General features: G+C 74.6%; 24 protein-coding genes and 1 riboswitch. Of the genes, 10 read left to right on the top strand and 14 right to left on the bottom strand.

Annotated elements, in window-relative coordinates; all coding sequences use genetic code 11:
* Nucleotides 1-55: 55 nt before the first annotated feature.
* Entirely contained in the window at nucleotides 56-1261 is a 1206-nt protein-coding gene (locus ACI789_RS19865) for a globin domain-containing protein (RefSeq protein WP_457011084.1), read from the bottom strand.
* A 98-nt stretch (nucleotides 1262-1359) separates the two neighbouring features.
* Entirely contained in the window at nucleotides 1360-1779 is a 420-nt protein-coding gene (locus tag ACI789_RS19870; protein WP_457011085.1) for a MarR family winged helix-turn-helix transcriptional regulator, read from the bottom strand.
* 59 nt (nucleotides 1780-1838) lie between these two features.
* Between ACI789_RS19870 and ACI789_RS19875 the strand changes: the two genes are divergently transcribed.
* The 3 genes from ACI789_RS19875 (at nucleotide 1839) to ACI789_RS19885 (ending at nucleotide 5468) form a co-directional block, all read left to right on the top strand.
* Nucleotides 1839-3689, top strand: a complete 1851-nt coding sequence (locus ACI789_RS19875; protein WP_457011086.1) for an ABC transporter ATP-binding protein — start codon at nucleotides 1839-1841, stop codon at nucleotides 3687-3689.
* Nucleotides 3690-3785: 96 nt separating this feature from the next.
* The gene (locus ACI789_RS19880; RefSeq protein ID WP_457011087.1) at nucleotides 3786-4412 is read left to right on the top strand and encodes a dihydrofolate reductase family protein; all 627 of its coding nucleotides are present in this window, start codon (nucleotides 3786-3788) and stop codon (nucleotides 4410-4412) included.
* Between the two features lie 66 nt (nucleotides 4413-4478).
* On the top strand, nucleotides 4479-5468 hold the full coding sequence (locus tag ACI789_RS19885; RefSeq protein ID WP_457011088.1) for an LLM class flavin-dependent oxidoreductase: 990 nt from the start codon (nucleotides 4479-4481) through the stop codon (nucleotides 5466-5468).
* A gap of 169 nt (nucleotides 5469-5637) precedes the next feature.
* On the opposite strand, the gene ACI789_RS19890 is transcribed toward ACI789_RS19885, so the two are convergent.
* The gene (locus ACI789_RS19890) at nucleotides 5638-6078 is read right to left on the bottom strand and encodes an aggregation-promoting factor C-terminal-like domain-containing protein (RefSeq protein WP_457011089.1); all 441 of its coding nucleotides are present in this window, start codon (nucleotides 6076-6078) and stop codon (nucleotides 5638-5640) included.
* Between the two features lie 248 nt (nucleotides 6079-6326).
* Nucleotides 6327-6485, bottom strand: a riboswitch (cyclic di-AMP (ydaO/yuaA leader).
* A 139-nt stretch (nucleotides 6486-6624) separates the two neighbouring features.
* Here ACI789_RS19890 and ACI789_RS19895 point away from each other — a divergent pair.
* Together ACI789_RS19895 and ACI789_RS19900 are read left to right on the top strand one after the other, a co-directional pair.
* Nucleotides 6625-7761: an alkene reductase gene (locus ACI789_RS19895; protein ID WP_457011090.1), complete on the top strand. Its 1137-nt coding sequence runs from the start codon at nucleotides 6625-6627 to the stop codon at nucleotides 7759-7761.
* An 84-nt stretch (nucleotides 7762-7845) separates the two neighbouring features.
* Complete coding sequence (locus ACI789_RS19900; RefSeq protein ID WP_457011091.1) at nucleotides 7846-8412, top strand: hypothetical protein; 567 nt, start codon at nucleotides 7846-7848, stop codon at nucleotides 8410-8412.
* A 113-nt stretch (nucleotides 8413-8525) separates the two neighbouring features.
* Here ACI789_RS19900 and ACI789_RS19905 read toward each other — a convergent pair whose 3' ends face one another.
* From ACI789_RS19905 to ACI789_RS19925, 5 genes are all read right to left on the bottom strand, one after another.
* Complete coding sequence (locus ACI789_RS19905) at nucleotides 8526-9188, bottom strand: SRPBCC family protein (protein WP_457011092.1); 663 nt, start codon at nucleotides 9186-9188, stop codon at nucleotides 8526-8528.
* Nucleotides 9185-11605 (bottom strand): aerobic carbon-monoxide dehydrogenase large subunit, encoded by a 2421-nt coding sequence (gene cutA, locus ACI789_RS19910; RefSeq protein WP_457011093.1) that lies wholly within the window; start codon nucleotides 11603-11605, stop codon nucleotides 9185-9187. The genes ACI789_RS19905 and cutA overlap by 4 nt, the downstream gene beginning before the upstream one ends.
* A 76-nt stretch (nucleotides 11606-11681) precedes the next feature.
* Entirely contained in the window at nucleotides 11682-12200 is a 519-nt protein-coding gene (locus tag ACI789_RS19915) for a (2Fe-2S)-binding protein (RefSeq protein WP_457011094.1), read from the bottom strand.
* Nucleotides 12201-12276: 76 nt separating this feature from the next.
* Nucleotides 12277-13155: an FAD binding domain-containing protein gene (locus ACI789_RS19920; protein ID WP_457011095.1), complete on the bottom strand. Its 879-nt coding sequence runs from the start codon at nucleotides 13153-13155 to the stop codon at nucleotides 12277-12279.
* A gap of 334 nt (nucleotides 13156-13489) precedes the next feature.
* Entirely contained in the window at nucleotides 13490-14965 is a 1476-nt protein-coding gene (locus tag ACI789_RS19925) for a uracil-xanthine permease family protein (protein WP_457011096.1), read from the bottom strand.
* Nucleotides 14966-15128: 163 nt separating this feature from the next.
* Here ACI789_RS19925 and ACI789_RS19930 point away from each other — a divergent pair, with 163 nt between their 5' ends.
* Nucleotides 15129-16628, top strand: coding sequence for an FdrA family protein (locus tag ACI789_RS19930; protein ID WP_457011097.1), 1500 nt, complete (start codon nucleotides 15129-15131; stop codon nucleotides 16626-16628).
* Complete coding sequence (locus ACI789_RS19935) at nucleotides 16625-18034, top strand: DUF1116 domain-containing protein (RefSeq protein ID WP_457011098.1); 1410 nt, start codon at nucleotides 16625-16627, stop codon at nucleotides 18032-18034. Before ACI789_RS19930 ends, ACI789_RS19935 begins: the two co-directional genes overlap by 4 nt.
* 81 nt (nucleotides 18035-18115) lie before the next feature.
* Here the strand turns inward: ACI789_RS19935 and ACI789_RS19940 are convergent, their stop codons facing one another.
* The gene (locus tag ACI789_RS19940; protein WP_457011099.1) at nucleotides 18116-18835 is read right to left on the bottom strand and encodes a DUF998 domain-containing protein; all 720 of its coding nucleotides are present in this window, start codon (nucleotides 18833-18835) and stop codon (nucleotides 18116-18118) included.
* Nucleotides 18836-18915: 80 nt separating this feature from the next.
* Between ACI789_RS19940 and ACI789_RS19945 the strand changes: the two genes are divergently transcribed.
* Nucleotides 18916-19578, top strand: a complete 663-nt coding sequence (locus ACI789_RS19945) for a TetR/AcrR family transcriptional regulator (protein WP_457011100.1) — start codon at nucleotides 18916-18918, stop codon at nucleotides 19576-19578.
* A gap of 21 nt (nucleotides 19579-19599) precedes the next feature.
* Here the strand turns inward: ACI789_RS19945 and ACI789_RS19950 are convergent, their stop codons facing one another.
* Nucleotides 19600-20355 (bottom strand): DUF2470 domain-containing protein, encoded by a 756-nt coding sequence (locus ACI789_RS19950; protein ID WP_457011101.1) that lies wholly within the window; start codon nucleotides 20353-20355, stop codon nucleotides 19600-19602.
* A 70-nt stretch (nucleotides 20356-20425) separates the two neighbouring features.
* Here ACI789_RS19950 and rpsD point away from each other — a divergent pair, with 70 nt between their 5' ends.
* Nucleotides 20426-21028, top strand: a complete 603-nt coding sequence (rpsD, locus tag ACI789_RS19955; RefSeq protein ID WP_457011102.1) for a 30S ribosomal protein S4 — start codon at nucleotides 20426-20428, stop codon at nucleotides 21026-21028.
* 56 nt (nucleotides 21029-21084) lie between these two features.
* Here the strand turns inward: rpsD and pcaD are convergent, their stop codons facing one another.
* From pcaD to catC, 3 genes are read right to left on the bottom strand one after another with little or no spacing between them, the layout of a single operon-like run.
* Entirely contained in the window at nucleotides 21085-21843 is a 759-nt protein-coding gene (pcaD, locus tag ACI789_RS19960) for a 3-oxoadipate enol-lactonase (protein WP_457011103.1), read from the bottom strand.
* A complete protein-coding gene (locus tag ACI789_RS19965) occupies nucleotides 21840-22346 on the bottom strand; it encodes a nuclear transport factor 2 family protein (RefSeq protein ID WP_457011104.1) in 507 nt (168 codons plus the stop codon). The genes pcaD and ACI789_RS19965 overlap by 4 nt, the downstream gene beginning before the upstream one ends.
* Complete coding sequence (catC, locus tag ACI789_RS19970; RefSeq protein ID WP_456917851.1) at nucleotides 22343-22630, bottom strand: muconolactone Delta-isomerase; 288 nt, start codon at nucleotides 22628-22630, stop codon at nucleotides 22343-22345. The genes ACI789_RS19965 and catC overlap by 4 nt, the downstream gene beginning before the upstream one ends.
* 216 nt (nucleotides 22631-22846) lie before the next feature.
* Here catC and ACI789_RS19975 point away from each other — a divergent pair, with 216 nt between their 5' ends.
* Nucleotides 22847-23440: an RNA 2'-phosphotransferase gene (locus tag ACI789_RS19975; RefSeq protein WP_457011105.1), complete on the top strand. Its 594-nt coding sequence runs from the start codon at nucleotides 22847-22849 to the stop codon at nucleotides 23438-23440.
* Here the strand turns inward: ACI789_RS19975 and ACI789_RS19980 are convergent.
* Nucleotides 23416-24516: a PP2C family protein-serine/threonine phosphatase gene (locus ACI789_RS19980; RefSeq protein WP_457011106.1), complete on the bottom strand. Its 1101-nt coding sequence runs from the start codon at nucleotides 24514-24516 to the stop codon at nucleotides 23416-23418. The genes ACI789_RS19975 and ACI789_RS19980 overlap by 25 nt on opposite strands.

Raw genomic sequence — 24516 nt, forward strand, 5'->3', positions numbered from 1 at the left:
CGCCGATCGTGGCACCTCACCGGGCGCGACCGGGGCTGGTTCCGCCGGGCCGCGGTCAATCGGCGTCGGCCTGCCACAGGTCGGGGCCGAACACCTCGTACTGGATGTCGCGGGGGGACACGCCACGGTCGAGCAGCGCCTGGCGGACGGCCTTCATGAACGGCAGCGGGCCGCACAGGTAGTAGACGGCCTCGTCGGGCAGGTCCACCTCGGACACGTCCAGCACGCCCTCGTGCACGCCGTCCACCGGCAGGCTGCACTCCGCCCCGCGCTCGAACCAGACGTGCAGCTCTCCGTCCTGCAGCGCGCGGACGTCGTCCACCACCTGCCGGCGCAGCGCCCACGAGGACTCGTCGACGTCGGCGTGCAGCAGCGTGACGCCGAGGTGCGAGCCGGCTCCGACCAGGTGCGAGATCATCCCGGCCATCGGGGTGATGCCGATGCCGGCGCTGGCGAACACCGCCGGGCGGGAGTCGTCGAGGACGACGTCCCCGAACGGCAGCGACATCGTGACCGTGTCGCCCACGTCGATCCGGTCGTGCAGCAGGGTGGACACCTCGCCGTCGGGCTTCCCGCCGCCCTGCACGCGCTTGACCGCGAACGACCGGTGCTCGCCGTCGTCGGCCCGGGTCAGGCTGTACTGCCGCGGCTGGAGGACGCCGTCGGGCATCGGCAGCCGCACGGTGACGTACTGGCCGGGCAGGGAGGTCTTCACCAGCCGGTCGTCGATGCGCTTGCAGGTGAACCGGACGACGTCGTCGGTCTCGCGGACCTTCTCGATGACCTCCCAGTCGCGCCACACCGTCTCCGGGCGGACGCCACGGGCGCTGTAGAGGCCGCGCTCCTGGTTGATGAGCGCCCAGGCCATCAGCCAGTAGACCTCGTCCCACGCGGCGGCGACCTCGGGCGTGACGGCGTCCCCGAGCACGTCGACGATCGCCCAGAACAGGTTGTCGTGCACCACCTGGTACTGCGCGGGCTGGATGCCGAGCGAGGCGTGCTTGTGCGCGACCCGGTTGAGCAGGTGCTCCGGCAGCTGGTCGGGGTGGTTGACCAGCGCGCTGGCGAACATCGCCACCGAGCCGGCCAGCGCCTGCTGCTGGGTCCCCTCGGCCTGGTTGCCGCGGTTGAACGTGCCGTCCAGCAGCTCCGGGTGCTCGCCGAAGAGGTGCTGGTAGAAGCGCTCGGCGATCTTGCCGATGTTCTCGCCGACCACGGGCAGGGTGGCCTCGATGACGGGCCTGGCCTTCTCGGAGAGCACGGCGGAGTCCTTCCCCCTCGGGTGGTGTGACGGGTCCGTCACCCGCAACCCCCCGTAGCCCGGATGCCCGGGATGTACGCATGCGCGGAGCGGTCGGGTCAGTCCGCGGCGAGGGTCCGCAGGATCCGGCCGAGGGCGGCCCGGTCGGCCGGGTCGAGGCGGGCGAAGAGGTCACGGGTGTCGGCCGCCCGCGCCGCGGCGACCTCCTGGGCGACCCGGCGCCCGGCCGCGGTCGGCGCGAGGACGACGGCCCGCCGGTCGGTGGGGTCGGGGGAGCGGGTGGCCAGCCCGCGGGCCTCCAGCGCGTCGGCGACCTCCGTGGCCGAGCGCGGCGCGATGTGCAGCGCCTCGGCCAGGTCCGACAGCCGGGTGCCCTCCCGCGTGCAGACGGCGCGCAGCGCACGGGCCTGGTGCGGGGAGAGGTCCCAGGGCGCCAGGGCATCGCTCCACCGATGGCGTTGCGCGCGGGCCACCCGCATGAGCAACTCGCCCAGCGCCTCGGCGTCGTCGTCGGCCACGGCGGGAATCGTACCGACGCTGCTACGGTTACCTCATCGTGAGGTTACCTCAGTAAACCGTGGAGGTGGTCGTCGTCGACGGACTGACCAGAGGCGGCGGGGGCGGGCGCTCGGGGCGCACCGTCGACCCGGCCGACCGTGCCCAGCTCGAGCGCTCACCCGTCCCGCTGCGCCGGGTGGGTGCCCTCTTCTCGCCCTACCGCTGGCAGGTGGCCGTGGTGGTGGTGCTCATCGTCTGCGCCTCGGTCGTGGCGCTGGCCTCGCCGTTCCTCGTCCGGCTCGTGATCGACGAGGCGCTCCCGCGGCAGGACGTCGTCCTGCTCGCCTGGGCGGTCGCCGGGATGGTCGCGGTGGCCGGCACCACCGCCGTCCTCGGGGTGGTGCAGACCTGGCTGTCCACGACGGTCGGCCAGCGCGTGATGCACGGCCTGCGGACGGCGGTCTTCAGCCACCTGCAGCGCCAGTCGCTGGGCTTCTTCACCCGCACCCGCGGGGGAGACGTGCAGTCGCGGCTCACCAACGACATCGCCGGCATGCAGTCGGTGGTCACCTCGACGGCGACGTCGCTGGCGTCCAACGCGACCACCGTCGTCGGCACCGTGCTCGCCATGGTGGCGCTGTCGTGGCGGCTGTCGCTGCTGTCCCTCGTCGTCCTGCCGCCGGCGGTGCTGCTGACCCGCAGGGTCGCCAGGATGCGGTACGCCGTCACCACGCAGCGGCAGCGTGCCCTCGCCGACCTGCACGCCCAGGTCGAGGAGGGGCTGTCGATCAGCGGCGTGCTGCTGGGCAAGACCCTGGGCGCCGGGCCCACGCAGTCGCGGCGGTTCGCCGACACCTCCGAGGGCCTGGTCGACCTGGAGGTGCGCTCCCAGCTGGCCGGCCGGTGGCGGATGGCCACGATGAGCATCGTCTTCGCCGCCATCCCGGCGGCGATCTACCTGGCCGCGGGCCTGCCGGCGACCTCCGGCGGCATGACCATCGGCACCCTGGTCGCGTTCACCACGCTGCAGACCACGCTGTTCCGCCCGCTCATGCAGCTGCTCGACGTCGGCGTCTCGGTGACCAGCTCGATGGCCCTGTTCAGCCGGGTGTTCGAGTACCTCGACCTGCCGGTGGAGATCGACGACCCGGCCGACCCCGTGCCGCTCGACCCGGCGGCCGTGCGCGGCGAGGTCCGGTTCGAGGGCGTCTCGTTCACCTACCCCGGCGGGCACCGGCCCGCGCTGGCCGACGTCGACCTCGCGGTGCCGGCCGGCACGACGCTGGCGCTGGTGGGGGAGACCGGCTCGGGCAAGAGCACGCTGGCCTCGCTGGTCGCGCGGCTGGCCGACCCGACCGCCGGCCGGGTGACGATCGACGGCGTCGACGTCCGCGACCTGACCCTGGCCACGCTGGCGCAGGTGGTGGGCGTCGTCGCGCAGGAGACCTACCTGCTGCACACGACGGTGCGGGAGAACCTGCGGCACGCCCGGCCCGACGCCACGGACGCCGAGATCGAGGAGGCCGCCCGCCGCGCCCAGGTGCACGACGTCATCGCCGCGCTGCCCGACGGCTACGACACCGTGGTGGGCGCCCGCGGGCACCGGTTCTCCGGCGGGGAGAAGCAGCGGCTGGCGATCGCCCGCACGCTGCTGCGCGACCCGCGGGTGCTGGTGCTCGACGAGGCGACCAGCGCGCTGGACACCGCCACCGAGCGGGCCGTGCAGGCCGCCCTCGACGAGGCCAGCCGCGGCCGGACGACGATCACGATCGCGCACCGGCTGTCCACGGTGCGCGACGCCGACCGGATCGCGGTGCTCGCGGCGGGCCGGGTCGTGGAGAGCGGCACGCACGAGGAGCTGCTCGGCGCGGGCGGCCGCTACGCCGAGCTGGTGGCCGCCGCCGACCGGGACGTCGCCCTGGCCGCGTGAGCGGAGGTCGACCTCGTCGATGAGAAGGCGGCGCGGACGCCGTCCTACCGGGGAGACCGGTCACCCGAGGCCGGGCCGCACCCGAGGAGGACCCCGATGCGACCGCTCGTCGTCACCACGTTCGTCACCCTGGACGGCGTCATGCAGGCCCCCGGCGGGCCGGGCGAGGACCCGGAGGGCGGGTTCTCCTACGAGGGCTGGCTGGTGCCGCACTTCGACGAGGACCTCGGCGCGCAGATGGAGGAGTGGTTCGGCCCCGCACAGGACTTCCTGCTCGGCCGGCGGACCTACGACATCTTCTACGCGTCCTGGCCGAAGATGCGGGACGAGAGCAGCGCGGTCTCGACCGGCCTGAACGACAAGACCAAGTACGTCGCCTCGCGGACCCTCACCGAGGTGGAGTGGGAGACCGCGCGGCTGCTGGAGGGTCCCGTGCCCGACGCCGTCCGGGCGCTCAAGGCCGAGGACGGCGGGGAGCTGCAGGTGCACGGCTCGGCCGGGCTGGTGCAGACGCTGCTGCACGAGGACCTGGTCGACGAGCTGCGGCTGGTCGTCTTCCCGGTGACCCTCGGGCAGGGCAAGCGGCTGTTCGGCGAGGGGGCGATCCCGCGCACCTGGCGGCTGACCGCGTCGAAGGTGACCGGCTCGGGCGTGCTGATCGCCACCTACCAGCGGGTCGGTGAGGTGGAGACCGGTTCGGTGGGGCCCGAGTACGAGGAGTGACACACCCGGGAAGGACGGCGGCCCCCGACCCGTTGCTCGTGACAACACCACGGAAGAGGCACCGTCATGAGCATCCCGCTGTCCATCCTCGACCTGGCGCCGATCGCCAAGGGGTCGACCGCAGCCGACAGCATCGCCGCGAGCGTCGCGCTCGCGCAGCGGGCCGAGGAGACCGGCTACCGCCGGGTCTGGTACGCCGAGCACCACAACATGCCGCACATCGCGTCGTCGGCCACGAGCGTGCTGATCGCGCACGTCGGCGCGCACACGTCGTCCATCCGGCTCGGCGCCGGCGGCGTCATGCTGCCCAACCACGCGCCGCTGACCATCGCCGAGCAGTTCGGCACCCTCGACGCCATGTACCCGGGCCGGATCGACCTGGGCCTGGGCCGGGCCCCGGGCTCGGACCAGAACACGATGTACGCCCTGCGCCGGGACCCCCGCTCGGCCGACCGCTTCCCGCAGGACGTCCTCGAGCTGCAGGCCTACCTGGCCGGGGAGTCGCGGGTGCCCGGGGTCGACGCGATCCCGGGCAAGGGCTCGCGCGTGCCGCTCTACGTCCTGGGCTCGTCGATGTTCGGGGCGACGCTGGCCGCCGCGCTCGGCCTGCCCTACGCGTTCGCGTCGCACTTCGCCCCGGCGATGCTCCAGCCCGCGGTCGAGGCCTACCGGCGCGAGTTCAAGCCGTCCGAGCAGCTCGCCGAGCCGTACGTGGTCGCCGGCGTGAACGTGGTCGCGGCCGACACCCGCTCGGCGGCCGAGGAGGCCTACGCCGCCGTCCGTCGGACGCTGGCCGTCGGGCTGTTCGGCCGCGGGCGGTCGCTGTCGGACGACGAGGCGCAGCTGCTGCTCGACGGCGGCGCGGGCCTGCACGTCGACACGATGCTCACCCACACCGCCATCGGGACCCCGGACGAGGTGCGCGAGTACCTCCAGGGCTTCGCGAAGCACGCCGACGCCGACGAGCTGATCGTGGCGCACCAGTTCCCCGGCACGGAGGGCCGGCTGCGCTCGGTCGAGCTGACCGCCGAGGCGATGGCGGGCGCCGGGGCCTGACACCCCTGAGAGCCGTGGCCCGACCGCCCGCGAGTCCCGCCTGACGGGTCCGGGACCTGGTGCCCGGGGAGTCGTGCTCTGCCCACGAGGGTGGGCAGAGCACGACTCCCCGCCGGACCACCTGTCCGGGCGGGCGCGGTCCGTCCGGACAGGCGATCGTCGTCGCGGGTCAGTACCAGCCGGTGTTCTGGGAGTGCCGCCACGCCCCGCAGGGGCTGCCGTACCGCTTCCCGATGTAGATCAGCCCCGCCTTGATCTGCCGGTACGGGTCCGAGGTCTTGCGGATGCCGGTCATGGCCCAGGTGGAGTCGAGGAACTGCGGGATGCCGTAGGCGCTGCTCGTCGGGTTCTGCGCGTGGGGGTTCCACCCGCTCTCCCGCTCCCACAGTTGGTCGAGGCAGCCGAACTGGGTGCGGTTGCCCCCGACCTGGCCCAGGGCGTGGTTCTTGTAGGCCTGCTTCTGCGAGGCCCCGATCGAGGCCAGGGAGTGGTCCCCCTCCGCCCGGGCGACCGAACCCCCGGTGGGGGCGAGGGCGAGGGCCAGGCTCAGACCGGCTGCGGCGGCGAGCCGGTGCAGGGAGCGAGGGCGCTGGTTGTGCTGGTTGTGCATGTGTGTTCCTCGTGCTGTGCGGTCGCCCGGCACCGACGGCGCCGGGACGGTGCTGCGGGACCGGCCGCGGCCGTCGGCGTGTCGTCAGCTGGGCGCGCGGCACCGGCCGGACACGGACGCCCGGCGAGGAGCCGTCGGCCGACGGTGCGTGCCGTGCGGCTGGTCCTGGTGGGTGGACAGGCGGGAGCGCGACGGTCCCGGACCTGTGGGCGCGCGGGGGCTCCGGCCCCAGGCGCGCGGTGGTTCTCCGTTTCTCCCCGGGCCGCCTACCGGGTCAGCTGACGGGTTCGGGCTGGGAGTGCCCTACCCGCTCCCGGTGCTCCCGGGAGCGGGACTCACCCCGGGTGGTGCGGGTGGGTCCCCGGCTCGCGCCCACCACGGTGGGTGCGACTCGGCGGCGTCCGGCGCGGGCTCCCCGGGCTCGGGAGGCGTCGAGGGCCGGACACGGTCACCGTACGAACGCGACGTACATCGCGCCACTCGACGGCCGCCGATCCGCTGTTGCGACGTGTCCGTTGCGGCGGGACGCGCGTCACTGTGAGCGCCGTGACGGTCGCGGCCCGGAATGGCGGCTCCGGTCCGGGCGTCGAACTCCTCGTGGACCTGTTCTCCCCCGTGACCCTGGGCGGCCTCGAGCTCGCCAACCGCGTCGTGATGGCCCCGCTCACCCGCATGCGCTCCGGCGCCTCCGGCGTCCCCGGCGACCTCGTCGTCGAGCACTACCGGCAGCGCGCCGGGGTCGGCCTGATCATCACCGAGGGCACCTACCCGAACCACGAGTCGCAGGCGTTCGTCGGCCAGCCCGGCATCGTCACCGACGAGCAGGTCGAGGGCTGGCGCCGCGTCGCCGAGGCGGTGCACGCCCGTGGCGGCACGATCGTGATGCAGGTGATGCACGGCGGCCGGGTCACCCACCCCGACGTCAACGGCGGCCGCCGCGTGGTCGCGCCCAGCGCCGTCGCCATCAACGGCGAGGGGCACACGGAGAAGGGCAAGCAGCCGTACCCGGTGCCGCACGCGCTGACCGTCGCCGAGGCCCGGGCGACCGTGCAGGACTTCGTCACCGCCGCCCGCCGCGCGATCGAGGCCGGTCTGGACGGCGTGGAGATCCACGGCGCCAACGGCTACCTGCTGCACGAGTTCCTCTCCCCGACGTCCAACCTGCGGACCGACGAGTACGGCGGCTCCCCGGAGAACCGGGCGCGCTTCGTCGTCCAGGTGGTGACGGCGGTGGCCGCGGCGATCGGCGCCGGCCGCGTCGGCCTGCGCATCTCGCCCGAGCACGGCATCCAGGACGCCCTGGAGCCCGACCGGGACGACGTCCTCGCCACCTACGGCGCGCTGCTCGACCAGCTCGCCCCGCTGGGCCTCGCCTACCTGTCGGTGCTGCACCGCGAGCCGGCCGGCGACCTGGTGCAGGAGCTGCGCCGGCGCTTCGGCGGCCCGCTGATCGCCAACAGCGGGTTCGGCACGGTGACCACGCGCGAGGAGGCGGTGGCGCTCATCGAGGCCGCGCACGCCGACGCCGTCGCCGTGGGCCGCCCGGTCATCGCCAACCCCGACCTGGTGGAGCGGTGGGCCGGCGAGCACCCGGAGAACGAGATCCGGGCGCACCTGTTCTACGCGTCCGGCGCCGAGGGCTACACCGACTACCCGACCCTCACCGACCGCCGGGCCAGCTGACGCCCTGTGCACTCGGCGTGGTCTCGCGCTGTCCGGGACCACGCTGGGTGCACACGGCGCGCTCCGGCCGGGTACGGGAGCCGTGTGGACCTCGACGACGTCGTGCCGGCAGCCGACCACGTCACCCGCCAGGCGCAGTGGATCGACGCCCCGCCGGCGGCGGTGTGGGACGAGCTGCACCGGGTGCGGATGTCCCGGCTGCCGGTGACGGCGGTGCTCAGCGCCGCCCGCTTCCTGCCGGTCGTGCTCGCCGGTCGCGGGCTGGGGCACCTGCGCGACCGGCCGTTCCTCGATGCCGTGCCGGTGCCGCTGCTGTGCTCGCAGCCCCCGGAGTCGGCCGTGTTCGGCGGCGTGCTCCAGGCGTGGCGGCTGTCCGGCGGGGACCGGCCACCGGCGCTCGACGCCGACGGCGTGCGTCGGTTCGCGGAGCCGGGCTGGGTGAAGGCGGCCATGGACCTCCGCCTGGCGCCGTCCCGCGGCGGCACGGTGCTGAGCTCGGAGACCCGCGTGGTGTCGACCGACCCGGCCACCCGGCGGCGCTTCGACCGCTACTGGTGGGTGATCGGCCCGGGCAGCTCCGCGATCCGGTGGGAGCTGCTCACCGCGGTGCAGGTCCGCGCGGAGGCCCGCGCAGTGGCCCGCGCCGCCTGACACGCCGTCAGCTCAGCCGTCGAGCAGGCCGCGCTCCCGATTTGTGCACTCAGCGCGGTCCGGCGTCGTCCGGGACCACGCTGAGTGCACACAGCGCCCGTCGGGGGAGCGGGTCAGCCCCGGCGGCGGCCCAGGAGCCAGCCGACGAGGACGCCGAGCAGGGTGAGCCCGGCACCACCGACCGCGCCGGTCACCAGCGTCCGGACGTCGGACGCAGCGGCGGGCGCGGCCGCGGCCCGGCCGGCGAACACCGTCGGGGCAGCGGCCGCCGGAGCGACCTCGGCGGCGACGGGAGCCTCAGCAGCGGGAGCAGCCACGGCAGGCGCCGGGGCCGCCGCACCGGTCAGCTCGTCGTCGATCGCCTTGAAGAACTGCCCGGCCATCCGCTTCGCGACGCCGGTGATCATCCGCTGGCCCACGCCCGCGACCGGGCCGCCGATCACGGCGTCGGCCGAGTAGGTCAGCGTCGTCGTCCCGGCGTCGGTCGGCTCCAGGTTGATCGTCACCTGCGCCCGCGCGTTCCCGGGCGCACCGGCCCCCGACGCGTGCATCACGTAGGACTTCGGCCGCTGCTGGTCGGTCAGCCGCACCTCGCCGGCGTAGGTCCCCTTGATCGCCCCGACCCCGACGGACACGTTCATCCGGTACTCGTCGTCCCCGGTGCGTTCCAGCGACTCGCAGCCGGGGATCGTGCGGGCCAGCACCGCCGGGTCGGTGATGACCGACCACACCTTCTCCGGGTCGGCGTGCAGCACCGCAGAGCCGTCGAGGTTCACGCACTTGCTCCTGTCCTGCGGGCGGACGCCGCCGTCCGCTCCGAATCGGGGGATCGCACCAGGTCGTACAGCTGGGTGGGGGAGATGGGCATCGCCGTGATCCGGCGTCCGGTGGCGTCCTCGATGGCCGAGGCGATCGCCGCCGTCCCGGGGATGACGCCGGCCTCACCGGCGCCCTTGATGCCCAGCGGGTTCAGCGGCGACGGGGTCTGCTGGTGGTCGATCACCACGTCCGGGACCTCCGACGCGTACGGCATGAGGAAGTCCATGAACGACGCGTTCTGCAGCTGCCCGTCGGCGTCGTAGGCCATCCGCTCGTACAGCGCGCCGCCCACGCCCTGCGCGACGCCGCCCTGCACCTGGCCCTCGACGATCATCGGGTTGACCACGTTGCCGCAGTCGTGCACGACCGCGTACTTGACGACGTCGATCTCCCACGTCGCCGGGTCGATCTCCACGACCGCGGCGTGCGCGCCCGAGGCGAAGGTCGACCGGATCGGCGAGTAGTAGTCGCGGTGCTCCAGGCCCGGCGCGTCGCCCGCGGCCACCGGCGGCTTGCTGTCGTCGCCCGGGCCGGCGAACTGGGTGGCCTGCTTGGCCGCCTCGTCGAACGCGTAGCGCAGCGGGTTGGACAGGACGGCGACCGTCCGCAGCGGGATCGACGCCCCGGGGGTGCCCTTCACCTGCACCACGCCGTCGTCGATCTCCAGGTCGCCGGCGTCCACCTCGAGGACGTCGGCGGCGATCCGCAGCGCCTTCTCCCGGACCCCGCGGGCGGCCAGCGCGATCGCGTTGCCGCTCATCACCGCCGCCCGGGAGGCGAACGTGCCCACCGCGTACCCGAACCGACGGGTGTCGCCGGTGGTGACCTCGACGTCCTCGATCGGCACCCCGAGCTCGGAGGCGACGATCTGCGCGAACACCGTCTCGTGGCCCTGCCCCTGCGAGGTCAGCCCGGTCGAGACCAGCACCTTGCCGCTGCCGAGCACCTGCACGTGGCCGCCCTCGTACGGGCCGGGGCCGGTGCCCTCCACGTACAGCGCCATCCCGACGCCGAGCAGCTTGCCGCGGGCCTCGGCGTCCGCCCGCAGCTCCTCGGCCTGCTCCCAGCCGACGAGGTCGCGCAGCTTGTCCAGCAGCCCCGGGTAGTCGCCGGAGTCGTAGATCACCGGCCGGCCGTCCTGGAAGGTCAGCCGGTGGTCGTAGGGGAACTGGTCGGGCCGGATCAGGTTCCGCTCCCGGACGACCGCCCGGTCCAGGCCGAGGGCGTCGGCGATGCGGTCCATGGTCCGCTCCATCGCGTAGCAGCCCTGCGGGCGGCCGGCGCCGCGGTACGGCGTCACGATGACGGTGTTGGTGAAGACGCTCTCGACGATCACCCGGTAGGCCGGGATGACGTAGGGCCCGACCAGCTGGGTCGCGGTCACGATCGGCACGATGATCCCGTAGGGCGTGTACGCGCCGTTGTCGTGCCAGATGTGGACGTCCAGCGCGGTGATCTTCCCGTCGTCGTCGTACCCGACGGTGACCTCCTGCCGCTGCTGCCGCTCGTGGGCGCTGGAGATGAAGTGCTCGCGGCGGTCCTCGGTCCACTTGACCTCGGCCTGCAGCGCGATCGCGGCCATCGGCACCAGCAGCTCCTCGGGCCACGGGTGCACGATCTTCACGCCGAAGCCGCCGCCGACGTCGGGCGCGATCACCTCGACCTTGTCCAGGGACAGCTGCAGCTTGGCCGCGATCGCCGCGCGCACCGACGTCGAGGCCTGGGTGCTGGTGTAGACGCGCAGGCTCCGGTCGGCGGCGTCCCAGCGCGCGTGCACGCCCTTGCCCTCCATCGGCATGCAGGCGCTGCGCTCGATGTACTGGGTGAACGACAGCGTGTGCGGGCTGGCGGCCAGCGCGGGCTCGACGTCCCCGGTCTCCTGGTGGTGCCGGGCGGCGACGTTGTCGGGGATCTCCTCGTGGACGGCGTGCTCGGCGGCGCGGGCGGCGTCCACGCCCACGACGGGCGGGAGCTCCTCGTAGGTGACGACGATCCGCTCGGCGGCGTCCTCGGCGAGGTACCGGTCGGTGGCCACGACCATGACGATCGGCTCGCCGACGTGGTTGACCTCGCCGTTGGCCAGCGGGTAGCCGGTGCGCGGCGCGTGCAGCTGCGGGTGCGGGATGAGGACGGGCAGCGGCTCGGCGAGCGGGCCGGTGAGGTCCTCGTAGGTGTAGATCGCCACCAGGCCCTCGACGTCCAGCGCCGCCTCGACGTCGATGTCGACGATGCGGGCGTGCGCGTGCGGACTGCGCACGAAGGCGGCGGCCAGGGTCGCGGTCGAGCCGATGTCGTCGAGGTAGCGGCCCCGGCCGGTGATGAGCCGGGCGTCCTCGCGCCGGCGGACCGGCTCCCCGAACAGCTTGGTCGTCACCGCCGTCCCCCCTCTCCGCCGGTCTCCGCGGTGGGGACCGGCGCCCGGCCCGCGTCGGTTTTCGCGGAAACCGACGTCATCGGGCGTCCCGCATCGCCGCGGCCGCGTGGCGCACGGCCTTCTTGATGTTGGCGTAGCCCGTGCACCGGCAGAGGTTGCCGCCGACCAGGTCGTCGACCTCCTCCTCGGTGAGCTCGGCCGCCGCGTCGCGGTTCTCCAGCCCGGCCTTGATCGTCATGAGGAAGCCCGGCGTGCAGAACCCGCACTGCAGCGCGTGGCACTCGCGGAAGGCCTCCTGGACCGGGTGCAGCACCTGCCCGCCCCGGCCGTCGTCGCGGGCGAGGCCCTCGACGGTCTCCACCGAGGCCCCGTCCACCTGGACGGCCAGCACCAGGCAGGACCGCACCGGCGCGCCGTCCACGACCACGGTGCAGGCGCCGCAGACGCCGTGCTCGCAGCCGACGTGCGTGCCGGTCAGGCCCAGGTCGTGGCGCAGCGCGTCCGACAGCAGCCGCCGCACCGGCACGGTGGCTTCACGTGGAACACCGTTCACGGTCACGGTGATCGTGCGCTCGGCGTCGACGGAGACGGTCATGCGGCGGTCCTCTCGGTGCTCATGGCTCGGTTCCGGCCTCGCTCCGCTCCTCGGTCGCCAGCGCTCCCTGCGATGCTCACTCGCCCGTCACCTTCGCGACTGCCTCGGTGGCGGCCTCTGCGAGCGTGCGTTCGGTCAGCACGCCGACCAGCAGGCGGCGGTAGTCCGCGCTGGCGTGCAGGTCGCCGTCGGGGTCGACCAGGGTGCGGGCCAGCGCGCCGGCGGCGGCCCAGTCGGCCTTCTCGACCGGCGCGCCGGCGACGGCCTCGGTGAGGTCGTGCACCTCCGGCACCAGCCCGACGGAGATGTAGGCGGCGCGCGCGGCGGTCACCCGGCGGGACGCGTCGAGCTCGACCACCACCCCGGCGCCGCAGACGGCGTAGTCGCCCTTGCGGCGGGCGACCTCGGCGAACGCGGTGCCCGCGCGCTCGGGCAGGGCCGGGAAGAACGCGGAGGTGACGATGGCCGGGCCGGACAGCGAGGTCTCCAGCGGGCCGACGAAGAGGTCCGGCCAGGCCACGTCGCGGGTGCCCGACGGCGTGGCGACGGAGACCGAGCCGCCGGTCAGGGCGAGGACGGAGGTCATCTCGCCGGAGGGGTCGGCGTGCGCGATCGACCCGACGGTGGTCCCGCGGTTGCGGATCGCGGGGTGCGCCACGTTCGCCGTCGCCCGGCCCAGCAGCGGCTGCACGCGCGCGGCCGCGGTGTCGGAGAGCAGGGAGGCGTGGCGCACGAGGGCGCCCACCCGGACGCCGTCCCCGGTCGCCTCGACGGTGTCCAGGCCGGGCACCCGGTTGATGTCGACCAGCGCGGCCGGCGCGGCGAGCCGCATGGACAGCAGCGGCAGCAGCGACTGGCCGCCGGCCAGGACCTTCGCACCCTCCTCCGCGGCGAGGACCGCGAGGGCCTCGTCCAGCGAGCGGGGGTCGGCGTAGCGGAACGCGGCGGGCTTCACCGGCCGACGGCTCCCCGGCTTCCCGGCCGGGTGCCGGCCCGGCGGGGCTTCCGACGCAACGCCACGAGTGCCTCCTTGCCGCGCTCATCGCCGACTCCCGGGGGCCCTGACGGCCGGCCGGGGGTGCTGGGCCGACGAGCGTCGCCCGCACCGGCGAGGTGTCAGCCTGTCACGGGGCCCGGAGCGGCGGAAGTACCTCAGTGCTAAATATTCGTGTCCGGACGACGGCCGTCCCCCGGCTGCCTCCGCTGGGCCCTGAACAGCGGAAAGGGCCCCGTCACCGAGGTGACGGGGCCCTTGCCGGCAGCGCGGGACCGACGCGGTCCCGCGGGGATCACGACGTGCGCGTGCCCTTCCCCGGCGTCCGGGCGCTCGGGACACCCGGCCGGCCGACCTCGTCGACCGACGACGGGTCGGAGATGACCTCCTCGCCGTGGACGTGCCCGAACGACGAGCCCGCGGCCGGGTGGACGCCCTCCCGGGTGAGCGCTTCCTTCATCTCGGCCGGGGCCAGCACGCGGGCCACGTGCCAGAAGACGACGGCGACGATCGCACCGAAGGCGATGCCCGACAGCGAGAAGGTGTCGGTGATCTGCAGCGTCACGTTGCCGATGGCGATGATGATCCCGGCGGCGAGCGGCACCAGGTTGATCGGGTTGGCGAAGTCGACGCGGTTCTCCTTCCAGATCTTCGCGCCGAGCAGGCCGATCATCCCGTAGAGGACGACGGTGATCCCGCCGAGCACCCCGCCGGGCACGATGTTGATCAGCGCCCCGAACTTCGGGCACAGGCCCAGCAGGATCGCCACGACCGCCGCCACGTAGTAGGCGGCGGTCGAGTAGACCCGCGTCGCGGCCATGACGCCGATGTTCTCGGCGTACGTCGTGGTGGGGGACCCGCCGACCGACGTCGCGACGACGGTGGCGATGCCGTCGGCGGCGATCGCGCGGCCCATGACCGGGTCGAGGTCGCGCTTGGTCATGGCGGCGACGGCCTTGACGTGGCCGGCGTTCTCGGCGATGAGCGCGATGACGGCGGGCAGCACCAGCAGCGAGAAGTTGAACGAGAAGCTGGGTGCGATGAAGTCCGGCAGGCCGAACCAGTCGGCCTGGCCCACGGCGTCGAAGTTGATCCGCTCGTGGGTGGAGACCGTCCCGGTCCCGTCCGGGGCGGTGATCGGCCCGGCGGTGACGTCGAGCAGCACCGAGAGCAGGTAGCCGAAGACGAGGCCCAGCAGGATCGAGATGCGGGCCCAGAAGCCGCGCAGCAGCAGCGACGCGACGATGACGAAGACCATCGTCGCCAGGCCGACCCACTGGTCCTGCGGCCAGTACACCCCGGCGACGACGGGCGCGAGGTTGAACCCGATCAGCATGACCACCGCGCCGGTCACGGCCGGCGGCAGCACGGCGTTGACCACGCGCGCGCCCATGAAGTGGATGACCACGCCGACGATCGCGAGGACGACGCCGGAGACCAGGATCGCGCCGACGACGTCGGAGGAGTCCCCGCCCTGCGCCCGGACGGCGACCACGCCGCCCACGAAGGAGGCGCTGGTGCCGAGGTAGCTCGGCACCTTCCCGTTGACGATGAGCAGGAAGATGATCGTCGCGATCCCGCTCATCATGATCGCCAGGTTGGGGTCGAGCCCCATGACGATCGGGAAGACGAAGGTGGCGCCGAACATGGCGACCACGTGCTGGGCGCCGATGCCGATGGTGCGGGGCCACGACAAGCGCTCATCGGGCGCGACGGCCTCGCCCAACGGCGGGGTCTTGCCGTCCCCGTAGAGCTTCCAACCGAACGCCATGAGTGCCTCCTCGACGTGCACCACAGACCAGGTCCGGGCCGGTCGACGCGCGTTGCCGGCTCCGGGGACGGGTCAATCTGTCACGCTGCGGGAGGCGCGCGGAAGTACCTCAGTGCTAAATCGTTATTGCCTGGATGTCTCAGCACTGAGATAAATTGTGAGGGTGAGCGCCCCTCCCTCCGCCACCGGAGTCCGGCACGTCTCCCTCCGCAGCGGCGTCTACGCCGACTCGGTCAAGCTCATGCAGGTCAGCCGGGACATCGGCGCCCTCGACGGGGTCTCCGCCGTCGTCGTCGCGATGGCCACGCCGCTGAACCTGGAGCTGGCCGCCAACATGGGGCTGGCCCCCGACGGGGAGGCCTCCCCCGACCAGTTGCTCATCGCGATCTCGGCCGCGGACGACGAGGTCCTGGCCGCCGCGGTGGCCGCGGTCGACGCCGCGCTGGCCGCCCGCGAGCGCGCCGGCGGCACCGCCGAGGCCGTCCCGGCGCGCACCATCGGCGGCGGCCTCGACGCCCTGCCGACGGAGCGCTCCGCGCTGGCCATCGTGAGCGTGCCCGGCCAGTACGCCGTCGCGGAGGCCGCCGACGCGATCGCCGCCGGCCGCAGCGTGCTGGTGTTCTCCGACGGGGTGCCGGTCGAGCACGAGGTCGCGCTCAAGCGCGCCGCGCACGACGCCGGCGTCCTCGTCATGGGGCCCGACTGCGGGACGGCGATCGTCTCCGGGGTCGCCCTCGGCTTCGCCAACGTGGTGCGCAGCGGCCCGGTCGGCCTGGTCGCCGCCTCCGGCACCGGCGCGCAGCAGGTGTCCTGCCTGCTGGACATGGCCGGCGTCGGCGTGAGCCACGTCCTCGGCGTCGGCGGCCGCGACCTGTCGGAGGCCGTCGGCGGGCTGGCGACCCTCGACGCGCTCGCCGCGCTGGACGCCGACCCCGCCACCGAGCGGGTGCTGCTGGTCTCCAAGCCGCCGGCGCCGTCGGTGGCCGCCGCGGTCGAGGAGGTCGCCGCGCGGCTGTCGGTCCCGGTGCGGTCCGCGGCGCTCTCCCCCGACACCCCCGACCTCACCGCCGCCGTGGAGGCGCTGCTCGCCGACATGGGCGCGGAGGTGCCGCAGTGGCCGTCGCGCCCCGGGCCGCAGGAGACGCCGCTGCCCGGTGCGGTGCTCAAGGGCCTGTACTCGGGGGGCACCCTCGCCGACGAGGCGATGCTCATCGCCGCGCCGGTGCTCGGTGACATCCGGTCCAACACCCCGCTGCGGCCCGACCTGGACCTCGGGACGGACCTGTCCGCCCGCGGGCACGTCGTCGTCGACTTCGGCGACGACGCGCTCACCGTCGGGCGGGCGCACCCGATGATCGACCCGACGCTGCGGCTCGAGGCGATCGCCGCGCTGGCCGCCGAGGGGGAGCCGGCTGTGCTGCTGCTCGACGTCGTCCTCGGGTACGGCGCCGACGCCGACCCCGCCGCCACCCTCGCCCCGGCGCTGCGGGCCGCCCGCGCGACCCGGACGCTGCCCGTGGTGGTCGCCCTGGTCGGCACCGAGGGCGACCCACAGAGGTGGAGCCGCCAGGCCGACGCCCTCGCCGCCGCCGGTGCCGCCGTCTTCGCGTCCAACGCCGCGGCCACGCGGTACGCCCTCGACCTGCTGGGAGCCGTGCGATGAGCCTCGGGAACCTGCTGTCCGCCCCGCCGACCATCGTCGCCGCCGGCGTCGACGTCTTCTCCGACGCGCTGCGCGCCCAGGGCGCCGAGGTGCACGACGTCGACTGGCGCCCGCCGGGCTTCGGCGACCCCGCCCAGCTCGCGGCGCTGGCGCTCGACCCGCGCCGCGCCGCGGCCAACCGCACCGCGGTCGAGCGGGTGATGGCCGCCGGGTCGCAGCTGGTCGACGTCCGGCCGGCCCGCGACGTGCTCGGGCTGCCCGACCGCACGCTGCTGCACGCCGGCCCGCCGATCGCCTGGGCCGACGCCAGCGGCCCGCTGCGCGGCGCGCTGATCGGCGCCTGCCTGTTCGAGGGCTGGGCCGACTCGGTCGAGGAGGCCGAGCGGGTCCTCGCCGCGGGGGAGATCACCCTCGACCCCTGCCACCACCACCGGGCGGTCGGCCCGATGGCCGGCGTCACCAGCCCGTCGATGTGGATGTGGTGCCTGTCGGACCCGGTCCACGGCGGGCAGGCGTTCTGCAACCTCAACGAGGGCCTGGGCAAGGTCCTGCGGATGGGCGCCTACAACGACGAGGTGCTCACCCGGCTGCGGTGGATGCGCGACGTCCTCGGGCCGGTGCTGCAGACGGCGGTCCGCTCCATGGCCGAGCCGCTGGACGCCAAGGCAGTCCTCGCGCAGATGCTGCAGATGGGCGACGAGGGGCACAACCGCAACCGCGCCGGCTCGCTGATGACCCTCCGCGAGCTCTCCCCGGCGATCGTCGAGGTCGACGCCCCGGCGTCCGACGTCGCGGCGGTGCTGCGGTTCATCGGCGGCAACGAGCACTTCTTCCTCAACCTCGGCATGCCGACGGCGAAGCTGGCCATGGACGCGGCGCGGGACGTCCCGGGCTCGACGATGGTCACGGTGATGGCGCGCAACGGCACCGAGTTCGGCATCCAGACCGCCGGCACCGGCGACCGCTGGTTCACCGGCCCGGCGCAGACGCCGGTCGGCCTGTTCCTCGGCGACTACGGCCCCGAGGACGCCAACCCCGACATCGGCGACTCAGCGATCATGGAGACCTACGGCGTCGGCGGGTTCACGATGGCCGCGGCCCCGGCGATCGTCCGGTTCGTCGGCGGCACCGTGCCCGACGCGCTGGCCACCACCGAGCGGATGTACTCCCTGACCCTCGCGGAGAACCCGGCGATGCAGGTGCCGATCCTCGGCTTCCGCGGGTCGCCGACCGGCATCGACGTCCTCGCGGTGGCCCGGACCGGCTGGCTGCCGCAGATCAACACCGGCATGGCCGGTCGGGTGGCCGGCACCGGCCAGGTCGGCGCCGGCCTGGTGCAGCCGCCGCAGGAGTGCTTCGAGAAGGCGCTGGCCGCCCTCGCCGGGGAGCTCCGCCCCGCGGCCTGACGCACGCCGAGATCCGCGGGGCGGCGGCCACCCCGGCCGGGGAACCGCCGCCCCGCGGATCTCGCCGGGCTCCGGCGCGGGTCAGCCGCGGGCGCGGGTCGGGTGTGGCGTCCGCCGGTAGAGGTGCACCGACACCGCCGCGACCCAGCCCCAGCCGACGACGACCCCGACCCAGAGGACGAGCACCGCCCACGACGACGTGGCACCGGAGGCGACGCCCAGGAAGCCGGTCAGCACCACGACGGCGGTGGTCAGGGACGCGCGGGCCCAGCTGCGCCGTCCCTCGCCGGCGAACCGCCGGGCCATGACCGAGGCCGCGGCGACCAGGCAGACGAAGCCGATGCCGCCGGCGGCCAGGTGCAGCAGCCCGGAGGCGGTGACCTCGACCGGGGCTCCGGCGGGCGTGCCGACGGGGAAGCCGTCCATCGGGTCGGCGACGAAGACCGCGGCCGCCACCAGCGACAGCCCGTAGCCGGCGAGCAGGCCGGCGGCCCAGGAACCGAGGCGCCCGGCGCCCAGGGCGCGGTGCACGCCGAGGGCGGCGGCGACGGTCATCAGCCCGGAGACGGCGAGGGTGGTGACGTGGATCCAGCCCAGCGGGCCGTTGGCCAGCAGGCTCAGCGAGTGGCGGGTGATGTCGAACCCGTCCCGGGTCAGCGCCTGCACGAGGCCGGAGGCGAGGTAGACGGCGCCGGCCAGCGGCCCGTAACCGAGCAGGGAGCGGGTCACCGCCGCGGTCCGGTCGCAGCCACGGGGCGCGGACGCGGGGACGGCGGGGTGCGGGGCTGCGCTGGTGGTCATCGGTCTGCCTCCCGGGAGTTCTTACACTGGTCAGTGCAAGAGACGCCGCGGCCGGGCGGAACTCATCGGAGGTGCCGGGGATGAGCGCTCGGGACGGAGCCTCGGCGCCCGGTGGAGGCCGCCCCGCGCCCGACCCGCGCGTGGTGCGCAGCCGGGCCGCCGTCCTGGAGGCGGCCACCGCACTCTTCCTCGAGCGGGGGTTCGTCGACACGAGCATCGACGACGTCGCCGAGCGGGCGGGGGTGTCGAAGAAGACCGTCTACAACCACTTCGTCGACAAGGAGCGGCTCTTCACCGAGATCGTCCTCGGGGTCACCGCGACCGCCGAGCAGTTCGCCGACGCGCTGGTCGCCTCCCTCGACGAGGTGGCCGACGTGCGCGCGGCCCTGCACGACCTGGCCGCCCACCACCTGGCCTCGGTGACCCGCCCCCAGGTCGTCCGGCTGCGCCGGCTGGCCAGCGCGGAGTCCCGACGCTTCCCCGAACTGGCGCGGGAGTACCACGCGCGTGCGCCCGGCCGCGTGATCGGCGCGCTGGCCCGGGCGTTCGCCGACCTGGACCGGCGCGGGCTCCTGCGCGTCCCCGACGGGCGGCTCGCGGCCGAGCACTTCGCCTTCCTCGTGGTCGGCGCGACCCTCGACCGCGTCATGTTCGAGGGGGAGGGTGCGGTGCCGGAGGGCGCCGAGCTCGACCGGCGGGCCCGGGCCGGCGTCGAGGCGTTCCTGGCGGCCTACGGCACCTGACCCGGGCCCTCCGCGCGGCGGTCAGTCCCGCGCGCAGGCCAGCAGCGTCGTGACCGCCGACGCGAACTCGCCGGGGCCGGTCAGCGGCGCGGGGAACGGCGTCCGCAGGTCGTAGCAGCCGCGCCGGTGCTCGACGCGGAACAGGACGCCGAACCGGTCGACGCCGAGCAGGTGCACCGCGTCGTCCCCGGTCCACGCCCGGACCCGGACGCACAGCTCCGCGAGCGGGCCGGCGCAGTCGGCCATCAGGTCGTCCTCGGCGGCGCCGAGCGGATCGGGCCGGGCCGCCGCGTAGTCCTCGGGCGTGATCTCGCTGCAGCCGCCGCCCTCGTGCAGGAGGACCTCCGCGAGGTCCAGGCGCAGCAGCGTGGCCGAGAGCCCGACGTCGAGCAGGACGTCGGCCGCACAGGCCTCGGCGAAGGCGAGCACCAGGTCGGGTTCCTCGCGGGCCGGCACCGGGGTGAGCCACCCGGCCAGCTCGAGCCGGGCCCGCAGTGGGTTGCGCAGCGGCAGGGGCGAGCGCGCGGTCACCGTGACCCGCGCGGGCAGGTCGCCCTCGGGCGCGCAGGCCACCGCCTCGGCCAGGCCGCCGGCGCGCGGCACCACCACGAGCACCTCGCCGTCGGCGGTGGTGGTCGCGGCCAGCAGCCGGCTGGTGCCGAGCCCGAGGGCCGCGATCGAGGCGGCGGGCCGGGTGGCGACGGTGCGGGCCCGCTCGGCGGCGGCGGGCACGGCGGCCCGGTCGGTGTGCGGCGGGGTCGGGTGGCCGGCGGTCATGGCGTCCCTCGGGGTCGACGACGGGAAGCTCCAAAGGAGTAAGGTGAGCCTAACCAAACCAGGAGGTCCCGTGAACACCCCGCGCCCCAAGATCCGGCTCAGCCGCGCGCTGGGCATCCCGCTGACGCCGAAGGCGGTGGCCTACTTCGAGCGCCGTCCGTACCCGCCGGGCGAGCACGGCCGCAAGCGCAAGAGCAGCAGCGACTACAAGACCCGGCTGCTCGAGAAGCAGCGGCTGCGGGCGCAGTACGACATCAGCGAGACCCAGCTGCGGGCGGCCTTCGACCGGGCCAAGCGCGCCGGCGGCAAGACCGGTGAGGCGCTGATCCAGGACCTCGAGTCGCGGCTGGACGCCACCGTCCTGCGCGCCGGCTTCGCCCGCACCATCCACCAGGCCCGCCAGTTCGTCACCCACCGGCACGTGCTGGTCAACGGCAAGCGGGTGGACCGGCCCTCCTACCGGCTCAAGCCGGGTGACTTCGTGCAGATCGCTGCCAAGTCGCGCACCAAGGAGCCGTTCGTCGTCGCCGCCTCCGGCGCGCACGCCGACGCCCCGGCCTACCTCTCGGTCGGGCTGGCCGACCTGGTCGCCCGGGTCGAGCGGACGCCGGCCCGCGAGGAGGTCCCGGTGGTCTGCGAGGAGCAGCTCGTCGTCGAGTACTACTCCCGCTGACCGGGGCGTGAGATCTGCACGGTGGCGACCACTGTGCAGATCTCGCCGCGGAGGGCTCAGCCCAGGTGGCGGGCCAGCGCCGCGTTGACCGTCTCGGGGTCGGTGGCGTTGGGCAGGTGTGCCGCCCCGGGGACGACGACGAACTCGGCGCCGATGCCGTCGGCGACGACCTGCACCATCTCCGGCGGGGTGGCCGGGTCCTCGGCGCCGGCCAGCACGATCGTCGGCGTCGTGATCTCGCCCAGCCGGCTGCGGACGTCGAACGCGCCGATCGCCTCGCAGCAGGCGGCATAGCCCTCGCGCGGGGTGTCGCGCAGCATCTTCAGCAGCCGCAGGGCCTCGTCCGGGTGCTGCTCCGCCCAGGCCGCCGTGAACCAGGTGCCGGTGCGGGAGCCGACGAGCACCTCCGTACCGTGCTCGCGCACCTGCTGCGCGCGCACCGTCCACGACGGCGGGTCGGCGAACTGCGCCGCCGAGGCGAGGACCGCCAACTTCTCCAGCCGGTCGGGCACGGTGAGGGCCAGCTGCTGGCCGATGGCCCCGCCGATCGAGACCCCGGCGTAGGAGAACCGCTGCACGCCGAGCCGGTCGAGCATGGAGACGACGTCGCCGGCCAGGTCGGCCATCGCGCACGGCCCGGGGACCACCTCCGAGCCGCCGTGCCCGCGCAGGTCGTAGCGCACCACGCGGAACCGGCCGGCGAACTCGGCGGCCTGGGCGTCGAACAGCCCGGTGTCGGTGCCCAGCGACGGGCCGAACACCAGGACGGGGGCGTCGTCCGGGCCGTCGACGACGGCGGACAGGCGTGCGGTCATGCGGTTCCTCCTCCGGTGGCGGCACTGCGGGCGGGGGCGAAACCGAAGCGGTGCTGGTCCCAGCCGTCGCGCAGCGGTCCCCAGTAGTCGAAGCGCACCTGCTTGACCGCGTACCGCCATCCCTCGGCGGTGCGGACCAGCCGGTCGGAGTAGCGGCCCGCGGCGACGTGCGGGACGCCGTCGACCACGCAGGGCTGCCACAGCATCGAGCGCACCGTAGCGGTGTCGCCGTCCACCTCGATCTCGTGGTTGCCGACGTGGTGCCAGAACCGCATCCCGCCATCGGCGAGCCCGCTGAAGAAGGCGAGCAGGTCGGCGGAGCCGGTGACCACGGCCAGCCCGTCGAAGGTGCCGTCCGGCGTGAACAGCCCGGCCAGCCCGGGCCAGTCGCCGGTGTCGATCAGCCGGCAGTAGGTGGCGTCGAGGGTCCGGATCGCCTCGATGTCGCTGTGGAGGAGGACCGCGTCCTCCAGCCGCCGCAGCCGCTCCTCGACCGTGGTCACGGGTTGGCCGACAGCGCCGAGGGGTGCTCGGTCAGCGGGGTCACCGCGATGGTCATGAACGGGAACAGCGGCAGGTTCCACAGGATCTCGTGCAGCTCGTCGGAGCTGTCGACGTCGAAGACGCTGATGTTGCTGTACTGGCCGACCACCCGCCACAGGTGCACCCAGGTGCCCTTCCGCTGCAACTCCAGCGCGCGGGCCTTCTCGCGGGCGAGCAGGTCGGTGCGCTCGGCGGGGTCGAGGTCGCGGGGGACGGCGACGTCCATGCGGACGTGGAACAGCATGCTGGTGCTCCTCTGCTGGTCGGGTGCGCGCGGAGCGGGCGACGGGTCGAGGTCCACGCCGGCCTCGGGCCCTCGGGCAGGTGCGGGGACCGTCGGTGTAGCACAGCGGTCGGGACGGTGACGAGGTGCTCCACGGCGCCCGGGTGCCGGTCCGCCGGACCACGAGCACCCCTCGGCGCTGCGGGCGGAACCCGCACGGGTGCGGGACCATCGATCGTGGCCGAGGAACCGGAGGTGGGGGTGCTGTCCGCCTCGGCGCCCGTGCGCGACCGGTCCGGGCAGGTGGCGGACGTCCGGCTGGGCAAGCGGCTGTCCTACCTGCTTCGGCACGCGCCGGAGAGCGCCGGGCTGGTCCTGGACGCGGCCGGCTGGGCCGACGTGGACCGGGTGCTCACCGCGCTGCGCATCGATCGCGCGACCCTCGACCACCTGGTCGCGACCGACGGCAAGCGACGGTTCGCCGTCGACGGGACGGGACGGCGGATCCGCGCCAGCCAGGGCCACAGCGTCGCGGTCGACCTCGGCTACGCCCCGGAGGACCCGCCGCCGGTGTTGTTCCACGGCACCGTCGAGCGCTTCCTGCCGGCGATCCTCGCCGAGGGGCTGCGGCCCGGTCGGCGGCACGCGGTGCACCTCAGCGCCGACGTCGCGACCGCCCGGCAGGTGGGCGGACGGCGCGGCGTGCCGGTGGTGCTGCGGGTCGACGCGGCCGGACTCGCCGCGGCGGGCGCGCGCTTCACCCGCTCGGCGAACGGCGTCTGGCTGGTCGACGCCGTCCCGCCCGCCTACCTGGCGGTGGCGGCCGGCTGAGGCGGGAGGCGGACGGCGAGCAGCGCGACGTCGTCGTCCCCCCGGCCGCCCACGCCGCTGAGCACCCCGTCGCACACCTGCTCGATCGGGTCCCGGCCGACCCGCTCCAGCGTCATCACCAGCAGCGCGAACCCGTCGTCCAGCGGCGCGTCCCGCCGCTCCACGAGGCCGTCGGTGTAGAGGACGAGGGTGTCCCCGGGGTCGAGGGCGACCTCGTGGTCGGCGCGCCGGGCACTGCGGGCGACGCCGAGCAACGGGTCGACCGGGCGCTCGAGCAGCAGCGCCCGGCCGTCGCCGCGGACCAGGACCGGCGGCGGGTGTCCGGCGTTGGACCAGCGCAGCAGTGCGCCGCCGCCGGGCCGCGGGTCCAGGGTCGCCACGGTCACCGTCGCCAGCGTCCGGACGCGCAGGGCCGCGAACACCTCGTCCAGGGCGGTGAGGACGGCGGCGGGGGAGCCCGGCCCGGTCACCGCCAGGCCCCGCAGCATCCCGCGGGTCTGCGCCATGAGCGCCGCGGCCGGGGCGTCGTGGCCGGCGACGTCGCCGATGACGAGCACCGTCGTCCCGTCCTCGAGCCGGAACGCGTCGTACCAGTCCCCGCCGACCCGGGCGTGCCGGCCGGCCGGCCGGTAGCGCACGGCCAGCTCGAGAGGCGCCACGTCCGGCGGGTCCCCGAGCAGGTGACGCTGCAGGGTCTCCGCCGTCTCCACGACCGCCCGGGCGGCGGCGACCTCGGCGCTGACCCGCGCCAGCTGGGCCTCCCGCCGCAGCCGCAGCGTGCAGGCGCCGACCGCCACCAGCGTGCCCAGCACGATCAGCAGCAGCCGCGCTGCCTGCGTCTGCACCGTCGCGGCCGTGAACTGCCGGTCGTAGACGCCGAGGGCCGCCGCGGCCGCGACCGCGAGCACGCCGTAGGCGACGGTCGCCCGCCGGCCCAGCACCGTCGCCGCCACCAGGGGCGCGATGACCGTCACGCCGGAGATGGCCTGGTCGCGGCCGCCGGCGACGTCCAGGACGACGACCAGGGCGAGGAAGACCGCGGGCAGGGCGCGCTGCACGCGGGTGGACCCGTTCAC

It is taken from the genome of Geodermatophilus sp. SYSU D00965 (assembly GCF_054050075.1).

Excerpts from the sequence above, each read along its gene's own strand:
- ACI789_RS19925 (WP_457011096.1), bottom strand. The coding sequence starts at position 14,965 with ATGGCGTTCGGTTGGAAGCTCTACGGGGACGGCAAGACCCCGCCGTTG.
- ACI789_RS19950 (WP_457011101.1), bottom strand. The coding sequence starts at position 20,355 with ATGACCGCCGGCCACCCGACCCCGCCGCACACCGACCGGGCCGCCGTG.
- ACI789_RS19935 (WP_457011098.1), top strand. The coding sequence starts at position 16,625 with ATGAGCCTCGGGAACCTGCTGTCCGCCCCGCCGACCATCGTCGCCGCC.
- ACI789_RS19915 (WP_457011094.1), bottom strand. The coding sequence starts at position 12,200 with ATGACCGTCTCCGTCGACGCCGAGCGCACGATCACCGTGACCGTGAAC.
- ACI789_RS19890 (WP_457011089.1), bottom strand. The coding sequence starts at position 6,078 with ATGCACAACCAGCACAACCAGCGCCCTCGCTCCCTGCACCGGCTCGCC.
- ACI789_RS19940 (WP_457011099.1), bottom strand. The coding sequence starts at position 18,835 with ATGACCACCAGCGCAGCCCCGCACCCCGCCGTCCCCGCGTCCGCGCCC.
- catC (WP_456917851.1), bottom strand. The coding sequence starts at position 22,630 with ATGCTGTTCCACGTCCGCATGGACGTCGCCGTCCCCCGCGACCTCGAC.
- ACI789_RS19885 (WP_457011088.1), top strand. The coding sequence starts at position 4,479 with ATGAGCATCCCGCTGTCCATCCTCGACCTGGCGCCGATCGCCAAGGGG.
- ACI789_RS19945 (WP_457011100.1), top strand. The coding sequence starts at position 18,916 with ATGAGCGCTCGGGACGGAGCCTCGGCGCCCGGTGGAGGCCGCCCCGCG.
- pcaD (WP_457011103.1), bottom strand. The coding sequence starts at position 21,843 with ATGACCGCACGCCTGTCCGCCGTCGTCGACGGCCCGGACGACGCCCCC.
- ACI789_RS19880 (WP_457011087.1), top strand. The coding sequence starts at position 3,786 with ATGCGACCGCTCGTCGTCACCACGTTCGTCACCCTGGACGGCGTCATG.